We start from the raw sequence: 21486 nt of genomic DNA on the forward strand, positions 1-21486 counted from the left end.
AATTAAATGAAAAGGTGGAGTTATTTAAAGGGCCGGTAATGGATTGTGTTGCATCCAGTACTGATACTCTTGAGCTGTAACAGCTACGCCCTTAGCATGCAGAATTTTTGCTTTGGTCTGTTCACTACGGTGATAAAGAAAGCGCACCACTGAAGTGGGAAAAATTTGGTTTTGAATGATGTTTTTTAAGTAGATGGAATGTCCAAATGGGGCAAACCAATCGATTAGCCACATTCTGCTACCGCTATTCCAGTATTGCGGATGCAATAGTAATGAGCGGTTGTCCTGTATATAAGCTTGTTCGGCCTCTTCATCAAACATTGCCCAGGTAATATAGGCGATTGGTTGCTGGTTTAAATAAAATAAAGCAAATTGTTGACAGTTGATTACTGGCAATAAATGCTTATGAAATGTTTGGATCGTGTGTTGCTGGTGATGTTTTGAATTTATCCATAACCATGTAATTGAACCTAAAACCGTAGTCGTTGCCCATTGTTGCTGAAAAACAGCCGGAGCTAAAAACGATATGTTAAATTTCTCCATCTTGAATACTTATATTTATCAAATCGGTATAATTATAATTGTAAATTTAATTATTCGCCATTATTATTTCTTAACTTTCGATATTTTTTGAATGAATTCTCTTTGCCCAAAAAAAGTAGCAAAATTAAGGTTTATTTGCTTTTTGAGATGAATAAATCTCAAAATGGATGAATTTTGAGATCTATTTTTTGAAGAGCTTGTCAGGGATTAGTTATCTTAAATTAATATTATTTATTTATTTTAGGTTTGTATTTAACGTTATTTAATAATTAAGATGGATTATTTTTAAGATTATTTCAAAATGAATAGTCAATATATTGTCATATATGATTTATTCGTGTTAATTAAATTGATCTTGATTAAAATGATTTTGTTATAAACATAACCCTTTAAAATTAGGGTTGTGGGTTCATTTTTTTAAAAAACTTATTCAAGTAAGATCGAATATGGCTGATATATTTTTATATGAAAAAAGGGCGCCTAAGTGCCCTTTTTGACCAATGGTATTATGCTTTAGGTAAGGTTACGCCAGTTTGTCCCATATATTTGCCTGCACGGTCTTTGTAAGAGGTATCGCATTCTTCGTCACTTTGGAAAAATAACACTTGTGCTACACCTTCATTTGCATAGATTTTTGCTGGTAATGGCGTGGTATTAGAAAATTCTAAAGTTACATATCCTTCCCATTCTGGTTCAAACGGGGTGACATTAACGATTATCCCACAACGCGCATAGGTGGATTTACCTAAACAGACTGTCAATACATCGCGCGGAATGCGGAAGTATTCGACGGTACGCGCCAATGCAAATGAGTTGGGAGGAATAATACAGGAATCGTCCTCAACAGTGACGAAGTTACGTGTATCAAAGTTTTTCGGATCAACGATGGTACTGTTGATATTGGTGAAGATTTTGAACTCACGTGCACAGCGAATATCATAGCCATAGCTAGAAGTACCATAAGAGATGATTTTTTCACCGTTCATCTGTTTAATCTGATTAGGTTCGAACGGTTCTATCATGCCGTGCTCTTCGCTCATACGGCGTATCCATTTATCCGACTTAATACTCATGATATTACCCTTAATAAATTTAGCGCATTATACCGAAGCCTGTATCAATCCAGCGGATAAATTGCGCTAATTTACCCCTGATTAAATGTTTATTCGGGAAGCCAACCACCCAAGTGATGCACAAGTTCAGACAATAATTCTCCTAAAGCTTCTGCCATCAATATTTGAGAAGCAAAGGTGATGCTTTGCATATCGTCTCCCTGCCCTGCTGCTTCTTCTTGTATTACATCGAGAAATTGGATGCGTTTGAGGGTGAAATCCTGTGTAAGGACAAAGCGCACTCTATCCTGCCAACTCAATCCAAGCTGGGTAACGATTTTACCGTTTTTGACCAGATTAATCACTTCTTCAGCAGTTAAATCCTGATGACTAATCCGAACTACTGGCGCGGCATCTCCTAAGCCTTTTAGCTCACAATCACTATCTAATTCAAAATGTCCTGCTGCAGCTCCGTTTAACAACCATTCGGTCATTAAGCTTCCTGGTGACTGCTGGGTACGTGGCAATTTGGCTTCCAAACCGCCTAAAGCATCACGTAATTTGGTTAATAGCATTTCTGCACGGTTACTATTTGCCTGATTGATCAGTAATAGTCCATGCTGGGTATCAATGATTGCTTCCGTTTTACCACTTTTGGTAAAAGCACGAGGTAATAAATCGTCGGTGATGGTTTCTTTCAATTCCATCTTTTCTTTGCGACCAACATTGCGTCCTTCTATTTCACGTATTTCGTTAATTTTTTCATCCAAAATATCACGCACAACTGCTGCTGGTAGCACTTTTTCTTCTTTTTTCAGCGCAATTCGCCATGTGTTTTGCGCTGGAAAAACCATTTCAGGACTAAATGATACGGGACTGGCAAACCCAATACTGTCCCAGTCTAATCCCATACATGGTTTGAATGCTGCATCATTGAGTTTATCTGCCAAGGTATCCAGATCAGGCAAATTCTCTTTGTTTAGCGGATAAATACTTAGTTGCTTAAACCACATGTTTTATGTCTTTCACATCCTACTGAGAAAGGGGCTATTATACGGCAGCTTGAGCATCTGTGGACCATTTAGCAATTAAGAGGCTATGGATTAACTTTAATCGCAAGCTAAGGTTGAATATTGCTATTGTGTTTATGTCAAAGTAGCCACCATTTATTGCTATTAATCGCAAATCAGTCCAATGTATTCAATTAATAGCAGATTTTTTGTTGGTAAATGAGTTTTATCCTAATCACTATTGTTGTCGACACGCTGCAAATAAATCTAGCTGTGGCTGATATTCTCGGGTCTGCACATTCATCAACCCCAGAACTGAATGGAAAATATTATCGTGTGAATAATCTTGCTGCTGCGCTTGTTGACGCAGACAGTTCATATCCAAATGGCTGGCACGGCTAAAATCCGGATTAGCCCAAAACACCATTGGTACGTGGGTTTGTTCTGCCGGTGCGATCGAATAAGGTGTAGCGTGCAAATATATACCATTTTCACCCAGCGATTCACCATGGTCAGAAAAATACCACATAGCACTGGCTAATCCCGTTTGCTGTTGCAGCAATTTGATGACCTCTGCCAGCACATGATCTGTATACAGCACGGTATTATCATAAGTATTACGTAATTCTTCTTTAGAGCATTGTTGTATCTGATTGGTATTGCAAGTGGGCGTATAACGCCGAAAAGCATCTGGATAACGTTGATAATATGCCGGACCATGGCTACCCATGGTGTGCAAAACCAATACAGCATCATTGGGTAAGCTAGCTATAGTTGAACTTAAATGAAGCAATAGACTTTCATCCAGACAGCCCTCGCTGTTACATGACAAATCTGCGGCCCAATCCTGTACATTTTCATGACGGATTCGGTCACATACACCTTTGCAACCTCCATCATTATCACGCCACAACACATTCACACCAGCATGCTGCAAAACATCCAATAATCCTTCCTGATGTCTGGCCAAATTGGCTTTATAGTGTTGACGAGGCATGTTGGAAAATAAGCAAGGTAGAGATACCGCCGTAGCTGTACCACAGGAGGTGACCTGCGGAAAATTAATCAGCTCTTTTTCCATTGCGGCCAATTCAGGCGTGGTTTGTCGTTGATAGCCATTTAACCCCCAGTTTTGAGCACGCGTGGTCTCACCCATAACGATAACCAATACTCTTTTTTGCTTTAGTTTCTGATGAGTGGCATCATGCCCAATCTGCTGTAATGGCTGATGCGCTTCATAAGTGTTATAGGCAGTTTTTATGGACGAACCTACGATATTTGTAGGGACAATGAGATAATTCAACGCCTTATTATTACGGAAAAAAGAAATATAACTGCCATAAGCCATTAAAATGATAGCAACCACTATTCCGACAGAAATAATGGTGTTGACCAGCCGTCCCATTAATTCCCGAAACCATTTGGTTTTGTAACTGATAGCTACACCCCAGCAATACCATTGCGCCGGTAACACTCCAGTCAAACCTAGCCATACCCAGAACCGAGGGGTTAACCATGCCATGGCCTCGCCAGGATTGGTTTGAAAGATATTTTGCAACATGTTGGCATCAAAATAAATATTTTGCGACATGACTGCATAACTGGCCGCTGAGCCCAATATTAATATCAAAGGCACAAAAACTCGATGCAGATATGGCCAAAATAACAACTGCATACAAAAATTCATGGCTGCCAACATGACAACAGGCAAAGTTAACCACAAAACAACATTATTTCTAAAAATTACATGCTGTAACACATAATGCCAAAAACCCAGATTGAATACTAAAATCATATAGCAGCTTAAGATAAAAACCACCTGATTACTGCTCAAAATACACTTTTTATGCATAGCTATTCTTGATTAACTAAACTTGTGCAAGTGTAAACAACTTACCTTAAGAAAAGCTTAAGCCATAATTTTGCAGCATTGAACCTTGCTTTAACCCATAGTGATAGAAGAATTTAATAGTAATATCATGCTTTTATCGGAGAACAAAATGAATCACTCTTGGCACACTGAACAACATTTTTCTACGCGTAATAACTGGTTACGTGCTAGTGTATTGGGTGCCAATGATGGCTTAATTTCCACAGCCAGCTTACTAATGGGGATGGCCGCAGCAGATCCAAATCATCAAACCTTACTTTTAACCGGTATCGCTGCCATGGTTTCTGGAGCGGCTTCAATGGCTGCCGGTGAATATGTTTCTGTTTCCAGCCAACGAGACACCGAAGCAGCCGATTTACGCAAAGAGATGGACTCGCTCATAAAATACCCAGAAGTTGAGTTGGAAGAACTGACTGATATTTATCGTCAGCGAGGGTTAGATGAAAGTTTAGCTCAGCAGGTTGCCCAAGCCATGACTAAACATAATGCCTTGGAAGCGCATGCACGTGAGGAAATCGGTATTACTGAAGTCAGTAAAGCCAATCCTTTACAAGCTGCCTTGGCTTCTGCCTTTTCTTTTGCTTGTGGTGCATTGTTGCCTGTATTACTATCTTTACTAAGCTCAACTATTTGGCTGATGTCGATACTTTCCATAACCACCATAGTGGGTCTTGGAATCTTAGGCTGCATTTCAGCCCATCTGGGAGGAGCGCCCAAACGTCCAGCCGTGATTAGAATAGTTATTTTAGGCGCCCTAGCACTCGCCTTCACCAGCATCATCGGACATATTTTAGGTACCGTTATCTGAGCGAACGCATGCGCATATTGATTCTTGAAGATGATAAATATATAGCTGAAGGCCTCAGTACAGGTCTACATCAGCATGGAATGGTATGCGATGTTTTTGCTTCGGGTCGGTTAGGAGAAGAGGCATTAAGTGCCGTATCCTACGATGCTGTTATACTCGATTTGAGTTTGGCTGAAATCGATGGGATGGATGTCCTTGCCCATTGGCGTCATAAAGGAATGGATACGCCAGTATTGATTTTAACAGCACGTGATGCCTTACCCGACCGACTAGCCGGTCTGAATGCAGGTGCTGATGATTATTTATGCAAACCATTTGCCTTGGATGAAGTGATCGCTCGTTTGCATGCACTTATTCGCCGTAGTCAAGGTTTTAGCCAGACAGAAATTAATTTCGGACAGTTAAGCTTAAACTTGAATAGTTGCAGTGCAAAGCTGGATGGTCATCCGATTGAGCTCACTCAACGTGAATGGTTATTATTACAGTTACTGGTCACGCATCCGCAACGCGTATTCAGTCGCGCTCAAATTGAAGATAAACTTTACAGTTGGCAACAAGAAGTTGAAAGTAATGCTATCGAAGTACATGTGCATCATTTACGAAAAAAAATAAACAGTAAAATCATTCGTACTCGTCGCGGACTAGGATACCAACTTGGGGAAGAGCCTTGAAGCCGACCACCGCCATTAGCAAACGATTACTTATTTATTTGGGTTGTACATTACCAGTGCTTTGGATCACCACTGCCATCATTAGTGCCATCGCAGTTATGCACGAAATCAATGAAGCTGGTGATACCCAAATGAGTCAGTTTGCTCAGCGATTGATGCATACGCCCATTAATCTTGATACCAGCCACTACCCAACCCTTCCCGAAATACCTAAAAAACAGCGCGGTCTGATCGACAGTAAAGAATCCGGCTATGCCATTTGGTATCAAGGGCAGCTCATTAACGCCGATAAAACTGGTCTGAACATTCCCTACAAAAATAATTACCAAGGCTTTATTAATCAAGGAAACTGGTGGCAAAGACGTTCCTGGCGCCTATTCTACCTGAATGACCCGCAACAACAACTTCAAGTCGCGGTATCTTTCAGCATGCACGAACGTTTGCAAACTGTTTTACGCGCCATATGGTCACAATTAGCCGTATCCATACTCACTCTACCTTTGCTATTGTGGTTGATTGTATGGAGCGTTCGACGCGGTACACGCCCTTTACAGATACTAACTGAAACCTTGTATCAGCGAGATCCAAACAGTGTAAATCCTATCAGTCACGACGTACCTAGCGAAATTCAGCCCATGATTAATGCGCTAAACGACCTTTTACAACGCATCGAACAAACCCGCGCACGCGAATTACGCTTTACCGCTGATGCCGCACATGAGCTGCGCAGTCCGTTAGCTGCACTTAAAGTACAAACCGAAGTTTTGGCGTTAACCGAACTCGACGATAATCAACAACAGCGCATACGTAATCTAGACAACAGCATTAACCGCACTACCCATCTCGTCGATCAGCTCCTTACCCTCTCCCGTCTCGATCCGTTAACTGCCCCACCATATACCACCACTGTCAACTGGACAAAACTCACTACCGCAGCCATTGAAAGCGTAAGTTTAACGGCACGGGAACATCAGTGTCGCATCCAACGCCAGTATCAAACGGAAGCAACGAACGTCCTTCCCCTATCAGGCGACCCTACGCTATTGACCATACTCATTCGCAACCTGCTCGATAATGCTATTCGCTACAGCCCAGCACACAGCACCATCAACATTATCATGGCAGCTGACAGCATCAGCATCACCAACCCCTATAACGGTCAGGCATCGATTAACCTGCAACGGTTGCGCGAACGATTTTACCGTCCAGCAGGTCAGGAAAACAGCGGTAGCGGGCTAGGATTGTCTATTGTTGATGCCGTGGCGCAATTGCATGGGCTGAAGGTCGATTTGCAAAATCTTTATAACGCTGAAGAAAACAATCACTTATTCTTTATAAAAATTTATCACTGAGGAAATATATTTTAAAGCGGAACAAATTATTTAATTTTGGACTAGTAACTTAAATAGACGATAACAAAAAGTATTTAAGCTGAGCACATTAAAAACTAATGCTAAGGTAATCCATTTCCAAATTAATTATCTGCTTATGAAAAAGCAAAATTGTCACTATTTTGATAATCAGAAACTTTATTAAAACCATTTTATAGCCCATCACAACTTTATATAGCTTTTAACTAGTCCTTCAATTTACTTAACATAATATATCTGATGAGGAATTACCCTGATTTTGATATAACTCAGGTTGGAATTATTGACCATCCTTTGGGTATATATATCAATGTAGTATTACCCGACAAATGTTATTATCTAATATAACTAATATAATTTTATAAAAAACTAATTAGACATCAACGTGGATGCACAACGAGATTATAGATATCAACATTGATCACAAATTAACTAGGGTGCTAGCAATTATTATATGCTAAACAATAATTTTAGCAAAACTAGAACCATATGTTTTGGCATAAAATTATCCGTTGAAAATAATCTTCAATGACAATTGTAATAAAAATCTTAGCATATCAAACTAGGAAGCTGCTTCCAAATTAATGATAAAAAATAAGACTATCTTTAAGATTAATCACTCAATGAATTTAATCACACTGCTGTTGAAGAAACCGATGCACCAATTAAGTAATTATTGTTCAAGCTTTACTTTATAAGATGGCTGTTTTTCTTCAAGTTCAATTTTTTTTAATTTATCGCAGCTAGGAGTTCCGGCCATATCTCTAAATGACGAGTTTAATTCTCTCTGACAGTTTTGTTTTAAGCTAATTTTATCAAACTGAGACGGCGTATAGGAATAGGCGCTGCTTACAGAAAAAAACACCAGCATTAGGATACAAATAGTATGAATATTTTTTGGCATAGTATTTACTCCTTTTTTTCTAGTTAATTTTCAGAATAATAACATAGATGATAAATAATGTATATTTTTTAAAGCGTTTAAAATATTATATTATCAATTTGTAAAGCATCAAACTAATTTAAATTTCTTCCTTCAATTAAAACCAACGTTTTAAAAAACAAAAAAGTTATTTTTCAAAATAATTCTTCTGCTATAACCTTTTGGAAAATCAGTTAAATTTTATTATTGAGTTACTTAGTAAAAATTTAAAAATTACAAATAATAGATGACTTAACTTTGGCATCATGCGAATATGAAAAATATTTTGTTCGATAATGGATATAATTGATTATATGAATTTGTGGATATATTCGTGAACAATTAAAAATTATTATCTAATCAATCAACTAAAAAGGAGATTAATAAAATAGAATAATTAAAATCGAACTATAACTCTCTATAGTTTTGAAAAAGATATCTATAACTAATATTCACCTGTTTACAAAGAACTTCGCATTTATTCATTTAGTTTGCGTATATTACAAAATAATAATATTAATTTAGCATTTATATATCATTCATTTCATTTATTATATAGTTTTACATGCACAAGCAGCATAATTATAAAAGTGCCGAGAATAAAAAAGTATAAAATGCTGCACCGACAATTAATGACGAGTGCAGCAAAAAAAATTGAATCTTTTACCAAAAATTATACGGAATCATTGATTTCAAAATATAATTTTTTAATTTTATATGTTTAAAGCATTTTTTGGTAATCTCATTCTTACTCCCTAACTCATTGATTATCTGTTTCAAGCAATAAAAAATGCTGAAAAATTTCTATATTGTCAAGATATGATTTACCAAATAGAGAGAGAAAATTCAATGTACAGATACCTTAATTTGAGAAGGATATAAAATTTGTATCATTGCATATGGCTAAAAACTATAAAACTTTTAGATTACTCTCATACTGATTAGCTGAAAAAAATTCGCCATTATTTCTTTAATTCGTTTTGTATACTAGCCAATGTCTCTCGAACATCATAGTAATTGTTATCACTGCCTTGATATATTGTTCGATATTGACCATAATCAATTACTTTATTTACCATATTACCGTTGATAAGAGATTTATTACCATTTCGTGCTGTAACTGAGAAAAAAGCCATTCTTAACGCCTTATAAAATGTGTATCAATAAAAACAGTTGAATTGTTTAATCCAATGTTGCTTAATTATTAAAAACTTAACTTGAGATATTTTTTGCTATTTGATCATTTTTTCTCCTTTTTCAATATGCTTTTTAAACAATATTTCTTCGTCCAAACATTCCTATTTTGCAAACAAAAAGAATTTGATTTCATTCTGTTCACTTTTGATAAGTAATTTTGATCAGTCTGTTTAAGATATTTTCTGCTATTTTAGCGTATGCTAATTTATTATATTTAATGATATTCTATAAAAATCTAAGTAGTTTTTATCATTGTTTTATCATTATTTACTTTCCATTTTAATAACTCTAAATTTTCTTCACTGTTAATTCAGCCTGCAGATACCTTCTAATGTAAATGCATTATTAAATACCTTAAGACATTTCTTACTGCACAATCAGATAAACCCAATGAATAAGGAGGAAATAGACTCTAATCCTCATAGTTTGAACCTAATATCTCCTTCTCAAGATGAATTAAAGCCATTAGCTATAATAAATTTTTATCTTTAAAATTTGTTTTAAGAAATAATTTGTTGTATAACAAGTTTGCGCATATTTCTTTTATATAACCCTCAAAGGGCAGATTATCGGTATTCCTTCATCCATTACGTTATTGTAAAGTGGATTTTTTAACTTTTCCTCCGACAAATCTTGCATTTAGAGAGTACCAGAAATTATTATCCCATATATCAACAATAAAAACCGCTCCAAAAAAATATTCCCTTAGTTTAAGTTCTTAATTTTATTGCTAACACCTTAAGATTAATGTTCAGTACAGATTTTAAATCTAAAAATGAATCCTTTGCTTTTGACCATTTGCTTATTCTCCAATAAATTTGCATTTTAAAACACAGATTGTTTTTTCCACCGTATAGACTTATTTTGAGACTATGTCTCTGATTTGATCATTTGACCAAATAATGGTTATAGCATTATGTAAATGTCGTGTAAGATGCTATATAATTATAAATTAATAAAGGTAATGTCTCCAAAACGTTTATAAATATAAGTTGTTTGTGCCCGTAAATTTGGCCAATTCATAATTTAGGGAAATTAACTTTTAATCATTTAAAATTATTTCCCTGTCATTTAAATTTATAATAGCACATAAAAATATTCAATACAAATTTATTTACATTTTTTTTCTATTTAGGTATTTATTCAGAATAATTTATTCTTTTTTTAATTTAGAAAAGCTTTCCACTTTGACATGTGTAACTCACGTCTGGCGACCATAGCCAGTCCCCAGCAGCATCAATGTTTTTAAATCCATGTCAGTATACCAGATATTGATAAATTTATTTTTGTCTTGAGCTTTACTTTAAATTCAAGAATAGTTTAAGGTATTTTCTATAGATTTTATGATTTGGTATTTCCTTTTGCCTTAGAACCGATTTAATCTAAAACTTCACTAAAGTTACACGGTACATATTAATAAAGACTGAATAGAGACATTTTTCCTACATCTATATTTGATTAAAAAGCATTCATCTTCAATGGTTAAAAATTTTTTCCCTTTGCAATAACATATTATGCACTATTAATCATCCCGACTATTTGAAGAATCACCTTCAAATTTAGTAAAATTCTCAATAATAAATTTAGTTTAATTTTTAAAATAATCATAAAAGATTTATTGGCACACGAATTATTTTGCGATACTTATTAATTAAAACTAATAAGTATTATTCAAATTAATTAGTCGATCTGAAATCTTTTATTTTATTTTCAAAAAACTGGTTTTATTCTGTTTGAACACGGTTTTCAATTTGCAATTTACATAAAAAAACAGCACTTATTAAGTGCTGTTTTGATGAAAAAACAAACTTATTTTTTCATGATTTTCCGTAACAAAATGACGATTGCTGCTATAAATAAGGCCAGACCAAGCAAATCGGCCATTTCATCCCAGTTAGATAGACTAATGGTTAACGGTGATTCACCTTTGCCTAAAGCGATGGAACCCACAATCACCATCGCTAACAAGACGCCAATGATACTTTCGCCTACGATTAAACCAGCAGCCAGCAATGTACCACGGCGATCCACTGCTTTGAGTTCACGTTCTTGTACTTGCGGATCTGAGTAACGTTTTTTGATATGACGCATGCAGAAATAGGATAGAACGGTACCAATGAAAATAGGCATATTAACGGCAGCTGGCAAATAGATGCCCATGCCTACGGCCAGTGGAGGAACACAGCATCCAGGACGTACACGTTTAACCACTATATCTAAGATGATCAACATCACGCCAAGAATGACACCCATGCCAATATAATCCCAATCAAGATTATGCGAGAAAATTCCGGTAGCAATGGTTGTCATTAGGGTCGCCTGTGGTGCAGACAAAGCATTGGCTGAATCCATACCCGCTCTTGGCATAGCGCCGGTAAAACCATAAGCGTTATACAACAACTCTAAAACGGGAGAAATAACGATAGCGCCAACGATACAACCAATAATTAAGGCAACTTGTTGACGCCAAGGTGTGGCTTCCACTAAGTAACCGGTTTTCAAATCCTGCAAGTTATCATTGGAAATGGTGGCAATGGCCATCACCACAGCAGCGGTAAACAAGGCTAGAGCGGTCATAAACTGATTACCACCTTCTAGTGAGAACACGCCATTTGATTGTCCAATTGCCATGAATATCAAAGAGATAATCACAATTGACACAATACCAATACTGGAAATCGGACTAGAAGAAGAACCAATCAAACCAGCCATATAACCGCTGGCAGCAGCCACCAAAAAGCCGATTATAAACGCTAAGAAGGTCGCACACGCCACTAGCGCACACGCCAAACCAACGGAAATGGGTGCGCTGGCTACAAAGCCGTAAAAGGTGGCTAATAAGATGATCATGGTAGCCAAAATAATCAGGATCATGGTTTTAGGTGATAAATCCTGATTAACTCTATCTTGTGACTGGCTTTGCTGTCCATTACCACTGAATGCCTGAAAAGACAATTTCATGCCTTCTAACATCGGTTTAAACAGAGTCAGTAAAGTCCAAATTGCCGCTACAGCAATAGCACCAGCCCCGATGAATTTTACTTTAGCTGTCCAGATGCCTTTGGCAAAATCAATCATTTCAACACCGGCCGGCATAGGGGTTAAGCTGGTGAAAATAGGTACGGCGATGCCCCAAGCTATAAACATACCGAATAAAACCGCGATACCACCGGCAATACCCACTAACCATCCTGCACCCAATAAGGCTAATGAGAAACCCATTGGTATCTGAAAAATGGCTCCGCCAACTTTAAACCAATAACTAGCGCTTTCACTGATTACGCGCAGACCACCGGCTAAAAAGCTAAAAACCCCTGAGATTATCGAACCAGTCAGGATTTGTTTCACGCCACTTTGTGGGGTTTCGCCATCATTGGTATCTTCTATGGGCTGGTTATGGTCACCAGCTTTAAGGATTTCTGCGGCTGCTATGCCCTCAGGATAGGGCAAAGTACTTTTGACAACCAGTACATGACGCAGCGGGATGGTGAAGATGACCCCTAAGATCCCACCAGCAGCACAGATAAGGGTAGTTTGCCAGAACGGAAAGCCCTGCCAATAACCAATCATCAGTAAACCAGGCAAGACGAATATGATGGAAGACAAGGTGCCGGCTGCAGATGCCTGTGTCTGCACCATGTTGTTTTCCAATATATTGGAACCCTGAAAACACTTCAAAACCGCCATGGAAATAACCGCTGCCGGAATAGAAGAAGCAAATGTCAGTCCAACTTTTAGTCCTAAATAAACATTAGATGCTGTAAATATGACTGTGATCAAGGCACCTAGAATCATGCCGCGTAGGGTTAGTTCACGGTAATGATCCACCGACGATGAGGTGGTTGAAGGTTGTTGCATTTATTAACTCCATAAAGATGCGTCCATGAATAATAGCAAATATATTGCTCATTCTGGATGTTGAATTTAATTTTATGAACGCAGTTTTGGACAAAAGGTAATAATGAAATAAAAAAGAGTTTTTATTCATTATATTTTGTGTATAACTTCTAAATATATCATTTTTTCGTTGATTGAGGGGCTTATAAACAAATTTTATGGGTAATTTATGCCAACTATTTTGTTTTTATCACCTTTTATTGCTGCAATTTAAGCAGTTGTGCGCTTAGACGTTGGTCTCTATACTGCATGTTTTTTGAATACTGTATTTGTCATGAGCTATGTTCTGGTTTTACAGCACGCCAATTTACCTCGTTGCCATTTAAATGGTTTGCAAGGTGTATTAACCCTTTCTGATAACTATAGTTTTGATCAATCGGTTCTTCGATTACCTGTAAATGCTGGTTTTTGTTTAGATGCCGCGACTGAAAAACAGTTAATTCAACAACAAATTGATTTTGCTGTTTTACCCGATATGGCTTTTGCTGATTTGGGACTGATTGTTAGTGATATGGATTCAACTTTGATCACGATTGAATGTATCGACGAAATCGCTGCCGGTGTGGGGTTGCAATCTGAGGTTACCGCTATAACAGAACGTTCCATGCGTGGTGAAATTGATTTCGAACAATCATTACGGGCGCGGGTGTCATTGTTAAAAGGGTTATCCATTACTGAATTACAACGTGTATACGATCAGGTTTTGCAATTATCACCGGGTGCAAAATGGCTGTTACAGCAATGTCGTGAACACGGGGTTAAATTTATGCTGGTATCAGGCGGGTTTACTTATTTTACCGAACGGTTAAAACAGCAATATGGGCTGGATTACGCTTATGCTAATCAGTTGATGATTAAAAACGAGGTTTTAACTGGTGAGCTGACCGGCCGCATTATCGATGCTCATGCTAAAGCAGATTTATTGGCTGAGTATTCCAACAAATTAGGACTAAAAAAATCACAAGTGTTGGCAATGGGAGATGGCGCCAATGATATCCCGATGTTACAGCTGGCAGGATTGGGGGTGGCTTATCATGCCAAACCAAAAACACAGGCTGCAACCAGCATAAACGTCCGCTTTGGTGGTCTGGATACAATACGAAAATGGTTTCGCTAAAGCGTGGTGTCTGAAAATACTGACCAAGCAAAAATGCGTTTTCTTTGCTGGGATATATAGTATTACTGATGGTATGGGGTTTGTGCCGATATTGAGAATTTGCGCACGCAATAAGAGGTTGATGTGCGTTATGCTAAGCAATGTTGGTGGTAACCATAGCCAAATAATTTGGTTTTGATAAGACCAATCACAGACAGGACAGTAACCAATAAGTTTCCCAGTCTAAAAGTTAGTTCGCAGTTAGAAACTTCGACTGATCAGGCCTGAACCAATTCAGGCCTTTTTGATGACAGAAAAGCTTTTCGTTGTTAGCCGTTTTTCACAATCAGATTAAATAAATCGTGACTATAATTCTCGGCTTCAATGGCTATCATTTTTGGTGTCTTATCCAATACCGGAGAAACACCATATAAGGCAGAATAGCCAAGATAATTCATTTGGCTATACTCCGCCGAATGTTTCACTGGTTGTAAAAAATCATCCATAAGAGAATGATTTTCTTTCTGGAAATTGATTTCTGGCTGTCCAACGGTCATACTGACCAGCATTTTTTTATTTTTCAGCTTGTCTCCTTGCGAGCCATAGGCAAACTGATAAGTAAACACCTGTTCAAACCAAATTTTTAAGATGGCGGGCATATTAAACCAGTACATTGGATATTGCAGAATAATCAATTTATGTCTGAGTAATGCCTGCTGTTCGGCATTCCTATTTATTTGATAATCAGGGTATAAAGCATGAATATTTCTGATTTCCATATCAGGCAATTTGACGGCTAAAGCTTCAGAGATGGTTTTATTGGCTGTGGAATTGTTGAAATCAGGATGCGCCAAAATCATTAAAGTCATAGTTGTTTTCCTAAATACACTATCAATTTTTTATCTACTCAAATAAGTATAGTAAAATTTAAAAAAATAGCTATAACTATCAGATATGAGAGTTGGATCATTATGATGCATACAACTAATCCTTGCGCGATTACCTATCAAGGTAAACACTATCATTGCAGTATCAGTATGGCCATGAATTTGATTGGGGGTAAATGGAAAGGTGTGATTCTTTATTATTTACTCAATCAGCCTAAAAGGTTTAGTGAACTTAAAAAAAGTATGCCGGATATCACTGAAATGACCTTAAGTTTGCAGCTTAAACAGTTGGAAAAAGATGAACTGATATCCCGAACGGTGAAAGGTGACAAACCACCGGTACATGTCAGCTATGCATTGACTGAGAAGGGGCAATTACTCAGCCCCATTCTGCTGGCGCTGAGTGACTGGGCTAAAAAGATTAACCATGAAGATGGGTCAATGATTAAAACTACAAATCATGGATGATCGCCGCATTGTGGTCATCATTTGTGTTAGTGATTTGAACGGATAGGTTTTAAAGCTAAACCTGGCATTTTCGTTGGTGCCAGCTCTGAGATAATTGCTTGATTTAGCCATGAATAAAGTTGACTAAAATTGTCGGGTATTAGATAATTTAAGTATTGTCATTCTAATGCGGGTTTTGTCATGCGTTTAACCACTAAGGGGCGCTTCGCTGTTATTGCTATGCTGGATCTAGCCATGCATTCGCAATGTGGTGCGGTCAACCTGACGGCCATCAGTGAACGCCAGCAAATTTCCTTATCTTATTTGGAACAATTATTTGGCAAATTGAGGCGTGCTGGTTTGGTGGAAAGCATTCGAGGACCAGGAGGTGGCTACGTTCTTAGTCAGAATGCGGCGCAAATTAATATAGCCGACATTATCGCGGCTGCTGAAGATATGCTGGATGCCACTCAGTGTGGCGGTCATGCCGACTGTCAGTCTGGTACACCCTGTCTGACACATGATTTATGGACTAATTTGAATAAGACCATTGATAGCTATCTGCGTAATATTTCTTTGCAATGTATTCTAAATCAGCATGAGCACCGACTTAATAATGATCAAAACGCCAGCCATGAGCAGGCTGTAACATTAGTCAGCCTGCATTGAATGAGCTGATAGATATTTTTAGAGAACACAATTATGACTGTAAAACTACCAATTTATTTGGATTATTCTGCTACTACACCTGTTGATCCTCGTGTAGCTGAAAAAATGATACCTTATTTAACCGAGGTCTTTGGTAATCCAGCTTCTAACAGTCACAGTTTTGGCTGGACTGCAGAAGAAGCCGTGGAAAATGCCCGGAATGAGATTGCCACTTTAATAGGAGCCGATTCTAAGGAAATTATTTTTACCTCTGGTGCAACTGAATCGGATAACTTGGCCATTAAAGGTGCTGCTCAATTCTACGCCAGCAAAGGTAAACACTTAATCACGTTAAAAACCGAACATAAAGCTGTTTTGGACACGATGCGTGAACTGGAACGTGAAGGTTTTGAAGTCAGCTATCTTGGGGTACAGGAAAATGGTTTGCTTGATTTGGATGAATTGAAAGCGGCCATTCGCCCTGATACCACTTTGGTCAGTGTGATGTGGGTAAATAATGAGATCGGAGTGATTCAGGATATTGCTGCGATCGGTGCGATTTGTGAAGAACATGGCATCATCTTTCATGTTGATGCCGCACAAGCTACCGGAAAAGTTGCTATCGATGTCAAAGCCAATCATATTGGCTTATTGAGCATGTCAGCACATAAAACTTATGGCCCTAAAGGAATTGGTGCATTATATGTACGACGTAAACCGCGCGTACGTTTGAATGCGCAAATGCATGGTGGCGGCCATGAACGTGGCTTCCGCTCAGGTACATTACCAACGCATCAGATTGTTGGTATGGGTGAGGCTTTTCGATTGGCTCGGTTGGAAATGCAACAGGATAATGCGCATGCCAAGCTATTACGAGATCGTTTTCTGAACGCGATTAAGGATGTCAAAGAAGTTTATATTAATGGCGATATGGATCATCGGGTCTATCAGAATCTCAATATCAGTTTTAACTTTGTAGAGGGTGAATCTCTGATTATGGCCGTTAAGGATATTGCGGTTTCCAGTGGTTCGGCCTGTACTTCTGCCAGTTTAGAGCCTAGTTATGTCTTGCGGGCTTTGGGACGCAATGATGAGCTTGCTCACAGTTCATTGCGCATTACTTTTGGACGATTCACTACTGTAGAAGAAGTGGATTATGCTGCTAATTTAATTAAGTCTAAAATTGATAAGTTACGCGAATTGTCGCCGTTATGGGAAATGCATGAAGAAGGCATTGATCTGAGTACGGTGGAATGGGCTGCTCACTGATTAGCAACCCCCTGCCCGGTTGATAACTGCCCAATCGGGTTAAGAAAGGCAGTGAACGGCTGTTATCATGACAGCCAGAAATGACAAAAATATATAAGGAACGCTTTTATGGCCTATAGCGATAAAGTTATTGATCATTATGAAAACCCCCGCAATGTCGGCTCTTTTGAAAAAAGTGATCAAAGTGTAGGCACTGGTATGGTAGGTGCTCCTGCCTGTGGTGACGTAATGAAGTTACAAATCAAGGTTAGTGAGAATGGCATTATTGAAGATGCCAAGTTCAAAACTTACGGCTGTGGTTCTGCTATTGCCTCTTCCAGTTTGATCACAGAATGGGTTAAGGGTAAAAGTTTGGATGAAGCGTTGGCGATTAAAAATAGTGCTATAGCTGAAGAACTGGCCTTACCTCCAGTTAAAATTCATTGTTCGATTCTAGCTGAAGATGCCATTAAGGCAGCTGTTGCCGATTATCGAAAAAAGCACGATGAATAACAACGATGATGAAGTTTAATATTTAAAATATATAATAAAATCATTAAGAACACACCAATCAAGATTAAGTAGTTGAACACCAATGATGTATCAGACACAGCAGAAATTATGTCTGGAATGTAGTACCTTTATTGAATCGGACTCATACCCAAACAAAATTATCAGCTATTTTTGTAATAGCTGTGCCGAAAAAATAGCTTGCCGGCGATTGTTTATGCATGCATATATACGCCGTTTTAAACGATATAATGATGTTATTCAATCTTCCGAACCCAATGCATTCGATTGAATAAAATTGATAAGATGGAACCAATTATGATTTCTCTAACTGAAAAGGCTGCACAACATATCAGCAATTTTTTAACCAAACGAGGTAAAGGTGAAGGTATTCGTCTCGGGGTTAAAAACAGTGGCTGCTCAGGTATGGCCTATACTTTAGAATTTGTGGATCAGATTCTGCCAGAAGATATGATGTTTGAGCAACATGGCGTCCGGGTATTTGTAGATCCTAAAAGTCATGTCTATTTGGATGGAACAGAGCTGGATTTTGTCAAAGAGGGATTGCAAGAAGGATTTAAATTTGCTAATCCCAATGCTAAAGACGAATGTGGATGTGGAGAAAGTTTTCACGTCTGATGCCGTCATGTCCCGTTATAGGACTGATGAAGATCAGTTATGGCTATGGTGATTTATTTTGATGTCATTAGAGTGATATATGACTCAATTTTTAGCGCTAGAATGCCCAATGTGCTTTGAGTCAGCTTCTCCTATCATGCTGTTTTGATGAAGATTTACCATGAATCAATATTTTGCACTTTTTCAGTTACCCGAGCAGTTTTTCGTTGATCAAGTCAAACTGGAAGACAATTACCGTGCATTGGCGGCGCAATGCCATCCCGATAGATTTGCTGCTAAAAGTGCATTTGAACAGAAACAAGCCATGTTGATGACAGCAACGATCAATGAAGCTTACCGGATTCTCAGCCAGCCTTTAGATCGCGCAGCCTACTTATTGCAACAAAAGGGCATTAACGCTGATGCGCCTGAACACACACGTTTTCCAGCAGAATTTTTAATGCAACAAATGCAATGGCGTGAAGATCTTGCAGAAGCTCAGCAATCTGGCGATAAAACAGCTTTAAAAAACCTCGCAGACACGATTCAGCTATCTTTGCAGCAATTGCTGAGTCAATTAAATACTGCATTTGTTAACAATCAATTAGAGCCGGCGGCAGAGTTGGTTCGTCAAGGTCGTTTTCTGACTAAATTACAGGCAGAAATTTCACACGCTTTACCCTAAACCATAAATTATTCAATCCGTTAATTCGTGAAGATTATTGGCTATTGATTAATGTTAAAAAAATTCAGACAAGATTCAGATTATGGCTTTATTGCAAATTTCCGAACCCGGATTATCCCCTGCTCCTCATCAACAACGACGGGCAGTTGGTATCGATTTAGGCACCACCAATAGTTTAGTGGCTACGGTACGCAATGGACATGCTGAATGCCTTCCAGATGAGCAGGGTCAGGTTATCCTGCCATCAGTAGTGCGTTATCTGCCTGATGGCTCAGTACAAGTGGGTAATCTCGCCCTGCAAGCTCAGCGAACCGATCCGGTTAATACTATTAGTTCCGCTAAGCGCATGATTGGTCGTACTCTAAATGATATTCAAGCTGACGACGAGATCAGATATTTGCCGTATAAATTTGGCAATGATGAACGGATTATTCACATTCATACTCGCGCTGGCGATATTACCCCGATTGATGTTTCGGCAAAAATTCTGCAAGTTTTACAAGCCCGTGCCGAAGAATCGTTAGGTGGAGAACTGGCTGGTGCTGTGATTACCGTACCGGCTTATTTTGATGATGCACAACGCCAGGCCACTAAAGATGCTGCTCGCCTGGCCGGCATACATGTTTTACGCCTACTAAATGAACCTACAGCCGCTGCTATTGCTTATGGTCTGGATAATGCGTCAGAAGGCACTTTCGTCGTATACGATCTGGGGGGTGGCACCTTTGACGTTTCTGTTCTGGCTTTAAGTCGCGGATTATTTGAAGTCAAAGCAACCAATGGGAATAGTGCCTTAGGTGGAGATGATTTTGATCAACGGTTATTTTGCTGGCTACTGGAACACAACAGCCTATCACAGCTGCCGGCACAAGATAGCGCATTATTACAATCACTATGTAGAGAAGCCAAAGAAAAATTAACCTCTCAAACCACCGCTACAATAACTGCAACCTTATCTACCGGTTTGGCAATCTCAACAACAGTCAGTCGTGAGACTTTTCAGCAACTCACTCAGCCATTAGTGGTTAAAACCCTCGAACCAGTCAAACAAGCATTACGAGATGCTCATGTAACCAAACAAGACATCAAGGGTGTCATCATGGTCGGCGGCGCAACGCGCATGCTGCATGTGCAACAGGCAGTGGCCACCTTTTTTGGACAAACTCCATTAAACAATCTTAATCCTGATGAAGTGGTGGCTTTGGGCGCAGCCATGCAAGCCAATGTATTGGCGGGTAATAAAAATGATGATGAATGGTTGTTGTTGGATGTCACTCCGTTATCATTAGGTCTGGAAACCTATGGGGGACTGGTAGAAAAAGTCATTCCCCGTAACAGCACCTTACCTACAGCCCGTGCGCAGGAATTCACCACTTTTAAAGACGGTCAGACGGCCATGATGATTCATGTGGTTCAAGGTGAACGCGAACTGGTAAGCGACTGCCGCAGTCTTGCACAATTTACTTTGCGCGGTATTCCTCCCATGGCTGCGGGTGCAGCGCGCATTCGAGTCACCTTTCAGGTAGATGCAGATGGCCTATTATCGGTCTCTGCTCGTGAACAAACTTCTGGAGTACAAGCGCATATTGAAGTTAAGCCTTCCTATGGATTGGACGATACCACGATAACGCAAATGTTAAAAGATAGCTTTGCTAATGCCCAAGCTGATGCCATAGAACGGGCTAGAACCGAAGCGATAGTTGAAGCACAAAGCATCATTGCTGCAGTTGAGCATGCTCTGTCGCTGGATGCCGACATCCTGACTGATAAAGAATTAAGCATCATTCAAGCTGCTCTGGCTGAAACCAGCAAGCAATTGCAATTTGGTGAAGCACAAACTATCAGGAATGCCATTCATACACTTAGTCAGGCTACAGATGAATTTGCTGCCAAACGAATGAATCGCAATATTCAACGAGCCTTACAAGGTAAAAATGTCACTGATATAGAAACATAATAAAAGCTCTTTTTTCAACTAATAACTAG

At 38.6% G+C, this 21486-nt stretch carries 18 protein-coding genes; 11 read left to right on the forward strand and 7 right to left on the reverse strand.

Annotation, left to right across the window (positions count from 1 at the left end):
* Nucleotides 1–24: 24 nt before the first annotated feature.
* The 4 genes from J3U68_RS08035 to J3U68_RS08050 form a co-directional block, all read right to left on the reverse strand.
* Nucleotides 25–543, reverse strand: coding sequence for a toxin-activating lysine-acyltransferase (locus tag J3U68_RS08035; RefSeq protein ID WP_267375937.1), 519 nt, complete (start codon nucleotides 541–543; stop codon nucleotides 25–27).
* A gap of 506 nt (nucleotides 544–1049) precedes the next feature.
* Nucleotides 1050–1616: a dCTP deaminase gene (gene dcd / locus J3U68_RS08040; RefSeq protein ID WP_267375938.1), complete on the reverse strand. Its 567-nt coding sequence runs from the start codon at nucleotides 1614–1616 to the stop codon at nucleotides 1050–1052.
* Nucleotides 1617–1705: 89 nt separating this feature from the next.
* On the reverse strand, nucleotides 1706–2608 hold the full coding sequence (locus J3U68_RS08045) for a recombination-associated protein RdgC (RefSeq protein ID WP_267375939.1): 903 nt from the start codon (nucleotides 2606–2608) through the stop codon (nucleotides 1706–1708).
* A 235-nt stretch (nucleotides 2609–2843) separates the two neighbouring features.
* Complete coding sequence (locus tag J3U68_RS08050; RefSeq protein ID WP_267375942.1) at nucleotides 2844–4457, reverse strand: phosphoethanolamine transferase; 1614 nt, start codon at nucleotides 4455–4457, stop codon at nucleotides 2844–2846.
* A 148-nt stretch (nucleotides 4458–4605) separates the two neighbouring features.
* Here J3U68_RS08050 and J3U68_RS08055 point away from each other — a divergent pair, with 148 nt between their 5' ends.
* The 3 genes from J3U68_RS08055 to J3U68_RS08065 are packed head-to-tail and all read left to right on the forward strand — an operon-like array spanning nucleotide 4606 to nucleotide 7327.
* A complete protein-coding gene (locus J3U68_RS08055) occupies nucleotides 4606–5304 on the forward strand; it encodes a VIT1/CCC1 transporter family protein (protein ID WP_267375944.1) in 699 nt (232 codons plus the stop codon).
* Between the two features lie 8 nt (nucleotides 5305–5312).
* The gene (locus J3U68_RS08060; protein ID WP_267375946.1) at nucleotides 5313–5975 is read left to right on the forward strand and encodes a response regulator; all 663 of its coding nucleotides are present in this window, start codon (nucleotides 5313–5315) and stop codon (nucleotides 5973–5975) included.
* Complete coding sequence (locus tag J3U68_RS08065) at nucleotides 5972–7327, forward strand: histidine kinase dimerization/phospho-acceptor domain-containing protein (protein WP_267375948.1); 1356 nt, start codon at nucleotides 5972–5974, stop codon at nucleotides 7325–7327. Before J3U68_RS08060 ends, J3U68_RS08065 begins: the two co-directional genes overlap by 4 nt.
* A 691-nt stretch (nucleotides 7328–8018) precedes the next feature.
* On the opposite strand, the gene J3U68_RS08070 is transcribed toward J3U68_RS08065, so the two are convergent.
* Nucleotides 8019–8249, reverse strand: a complete 231-nt coding sequence (locus tag J3U68_RS08070; protein ID WP_267375949.1) for a hypothetical protein — start codon at nucleotides 8247–8249, stop codon at nucleotides 8019–8021.
* Nucleotides 8250–11273: 3024 nt separating this feature from the next.
* Nucleotides 11274–13322 carry an OPT family oligopeptide transporter gene (locus J3U68_RS08075; RefSeq protein WP_267375950.1) on the reverse strand — a complete coding sequence of 683 codons (2049 nt, stop codon included), beginning with the start codon at nucleotides 13320–13322 and terminating at the stop codon, nucleotides 11274–11276.
* Nucleotides 13323–13635: 313 nt separating this feature from the next.
* On the opposite strand from J3U68_RS08075, the gene serB reads away from it, so the two are divergent.
* A complete protein-coding gene (serB, locus tag J3U68_RS08080) occupies nucleotides 13636–14478 on the forward strand; it encodes a phosphoserine phosphatase SerB (RefSeq protein ID WP_267376241.1) in 843 nt (280 codons plus the stop codon).
* A gap of 308 nt (nucleotides 14479–14786) precedes the next feature.
* On the opposite strand, the gene J3U68_RS08085 is transcribed toward serB, so the two are convergent.
* Nucleotides 14787–15326, reverse strand: a complete 540-nt coding sequence (locus tag J3U68_RS08085) for an NAD(P)H-dependent oxidoreductase (RefSeq protein WP_267375951.1) — start codon at nucleotides 15324–15326, stop codon at nucleotides 14787–14789.
* Nucleotides 15327–15428: 102 nt separating this feature from the next.
* Here J3U68_RS08085 and J3U68_RS08090 point away from each other — a divergent pair, with 102 nt between their 5' ends.
* The 7 genes from J3U68_RS08090 (at nucleotide 15429) to hscA (ending at nucleotide 21457) form a co-directional block, all read left to right on the forward strand.
* A complete protein-coding gene (locus J3U68_RS08090; protein ID WP_267375953.1) occupies nucleotides 15429–15812 on the forward strand; it encodes a winged helix-turn-helix transcriptional regulator in 384 nt (127 codons plus the stop codon).
* A 180-nt stretch (nucleotides 15813–15992) separates the two neighbouring features.
* Nucleotides 15993–16460, forward strand: a complete 468-nt coding sequence (gene iscR / locus J3U68_RS08095) for a Fe-S cluster assembly transcriptional regulator IscR (RefSeq protein ID WP_267375954.1) — start codon at nucleotides 15993–15995, stop codon at nucleotides 16458–16460.
* 33 nt (nucleotides 16461–16493) lie between these two features.
* Complete coding sequence (locus J3U68_RS08100) at nucleotides 16494–17708, forward strand: IscS subfamily cysteine desulfurase (RefSeq protein WP_267375955.1); 1215 nt, start codon at nucleotides 16494–16496, stop codon at nucleotides 17706–17708.
* Between the two features lie 108 nt (nucleotides 17709–17816).
* The gene (iscU, locus tag J3U68_RS08105; RefSeq protein ID WP_267375956.1) at nucleotides 17817–18200 is read left to right on the forward strand and encodes a Fe-S cluster assembly scaffold IscU; all 384 of its coding nucleotides are present in this window, start codon (nucleotides 17817–17819) and stop codon (nucleotides 18198–18200) included.
* 312 nt (nucleotides 18201–18512) lie between these two features.
* Nucleotides 18513–18836: an iron-sulfur cluster assembly protein IscA gene (iscA, locus tag J3U68_RS08110; protein WP_267376242.1), complete on the forward strand. Its 324-nt coding sequence runs from the start codon at nucleotides 18513–18515 to the stop codon at nucleotides 18834–18836.
* A 160-nt stretch (nucleotides 18837–18996) separates the two neighbouring features.
* The gene (gene hscB / locus J3U68_RS08115; protein ID WP_267375958.1) at nucleotides 18997–19500 is read left to right on the forward strand and encodes a Fe-S protein assembly co-chaperone HscB; all 504 of its coding nucleotides are present in this window, start codon (nucleotides 18997–18999) and stop codon (nucleotides 19498–19500) included.
* An 82-nt stretch (nucleotides 19501–19582) separates the two neighbouring features.
* Entirely contained in the window at nucleotides 19583–21457 is a 1875-nt protein-coding gene (gene hscA, locus J3U68_RS08120) for a Fe-S protein assembly chaperone HscA (protein ID WP_267375960.1), read from the forward strand.
* The last annotated feature ends 29 nt before the right edge of the window (nucleotides 21458–21486 follow it).

The organism is Snodgrassella sp. B3882 (assembly GCF_026535915.1).
In the GTDB taxonomy this organism is placed as follows: Bacteria; Pseudomonadota; Gammaproteobacteria; order Burkholderiales; family Neisseriaceae; genus Snodgrassella.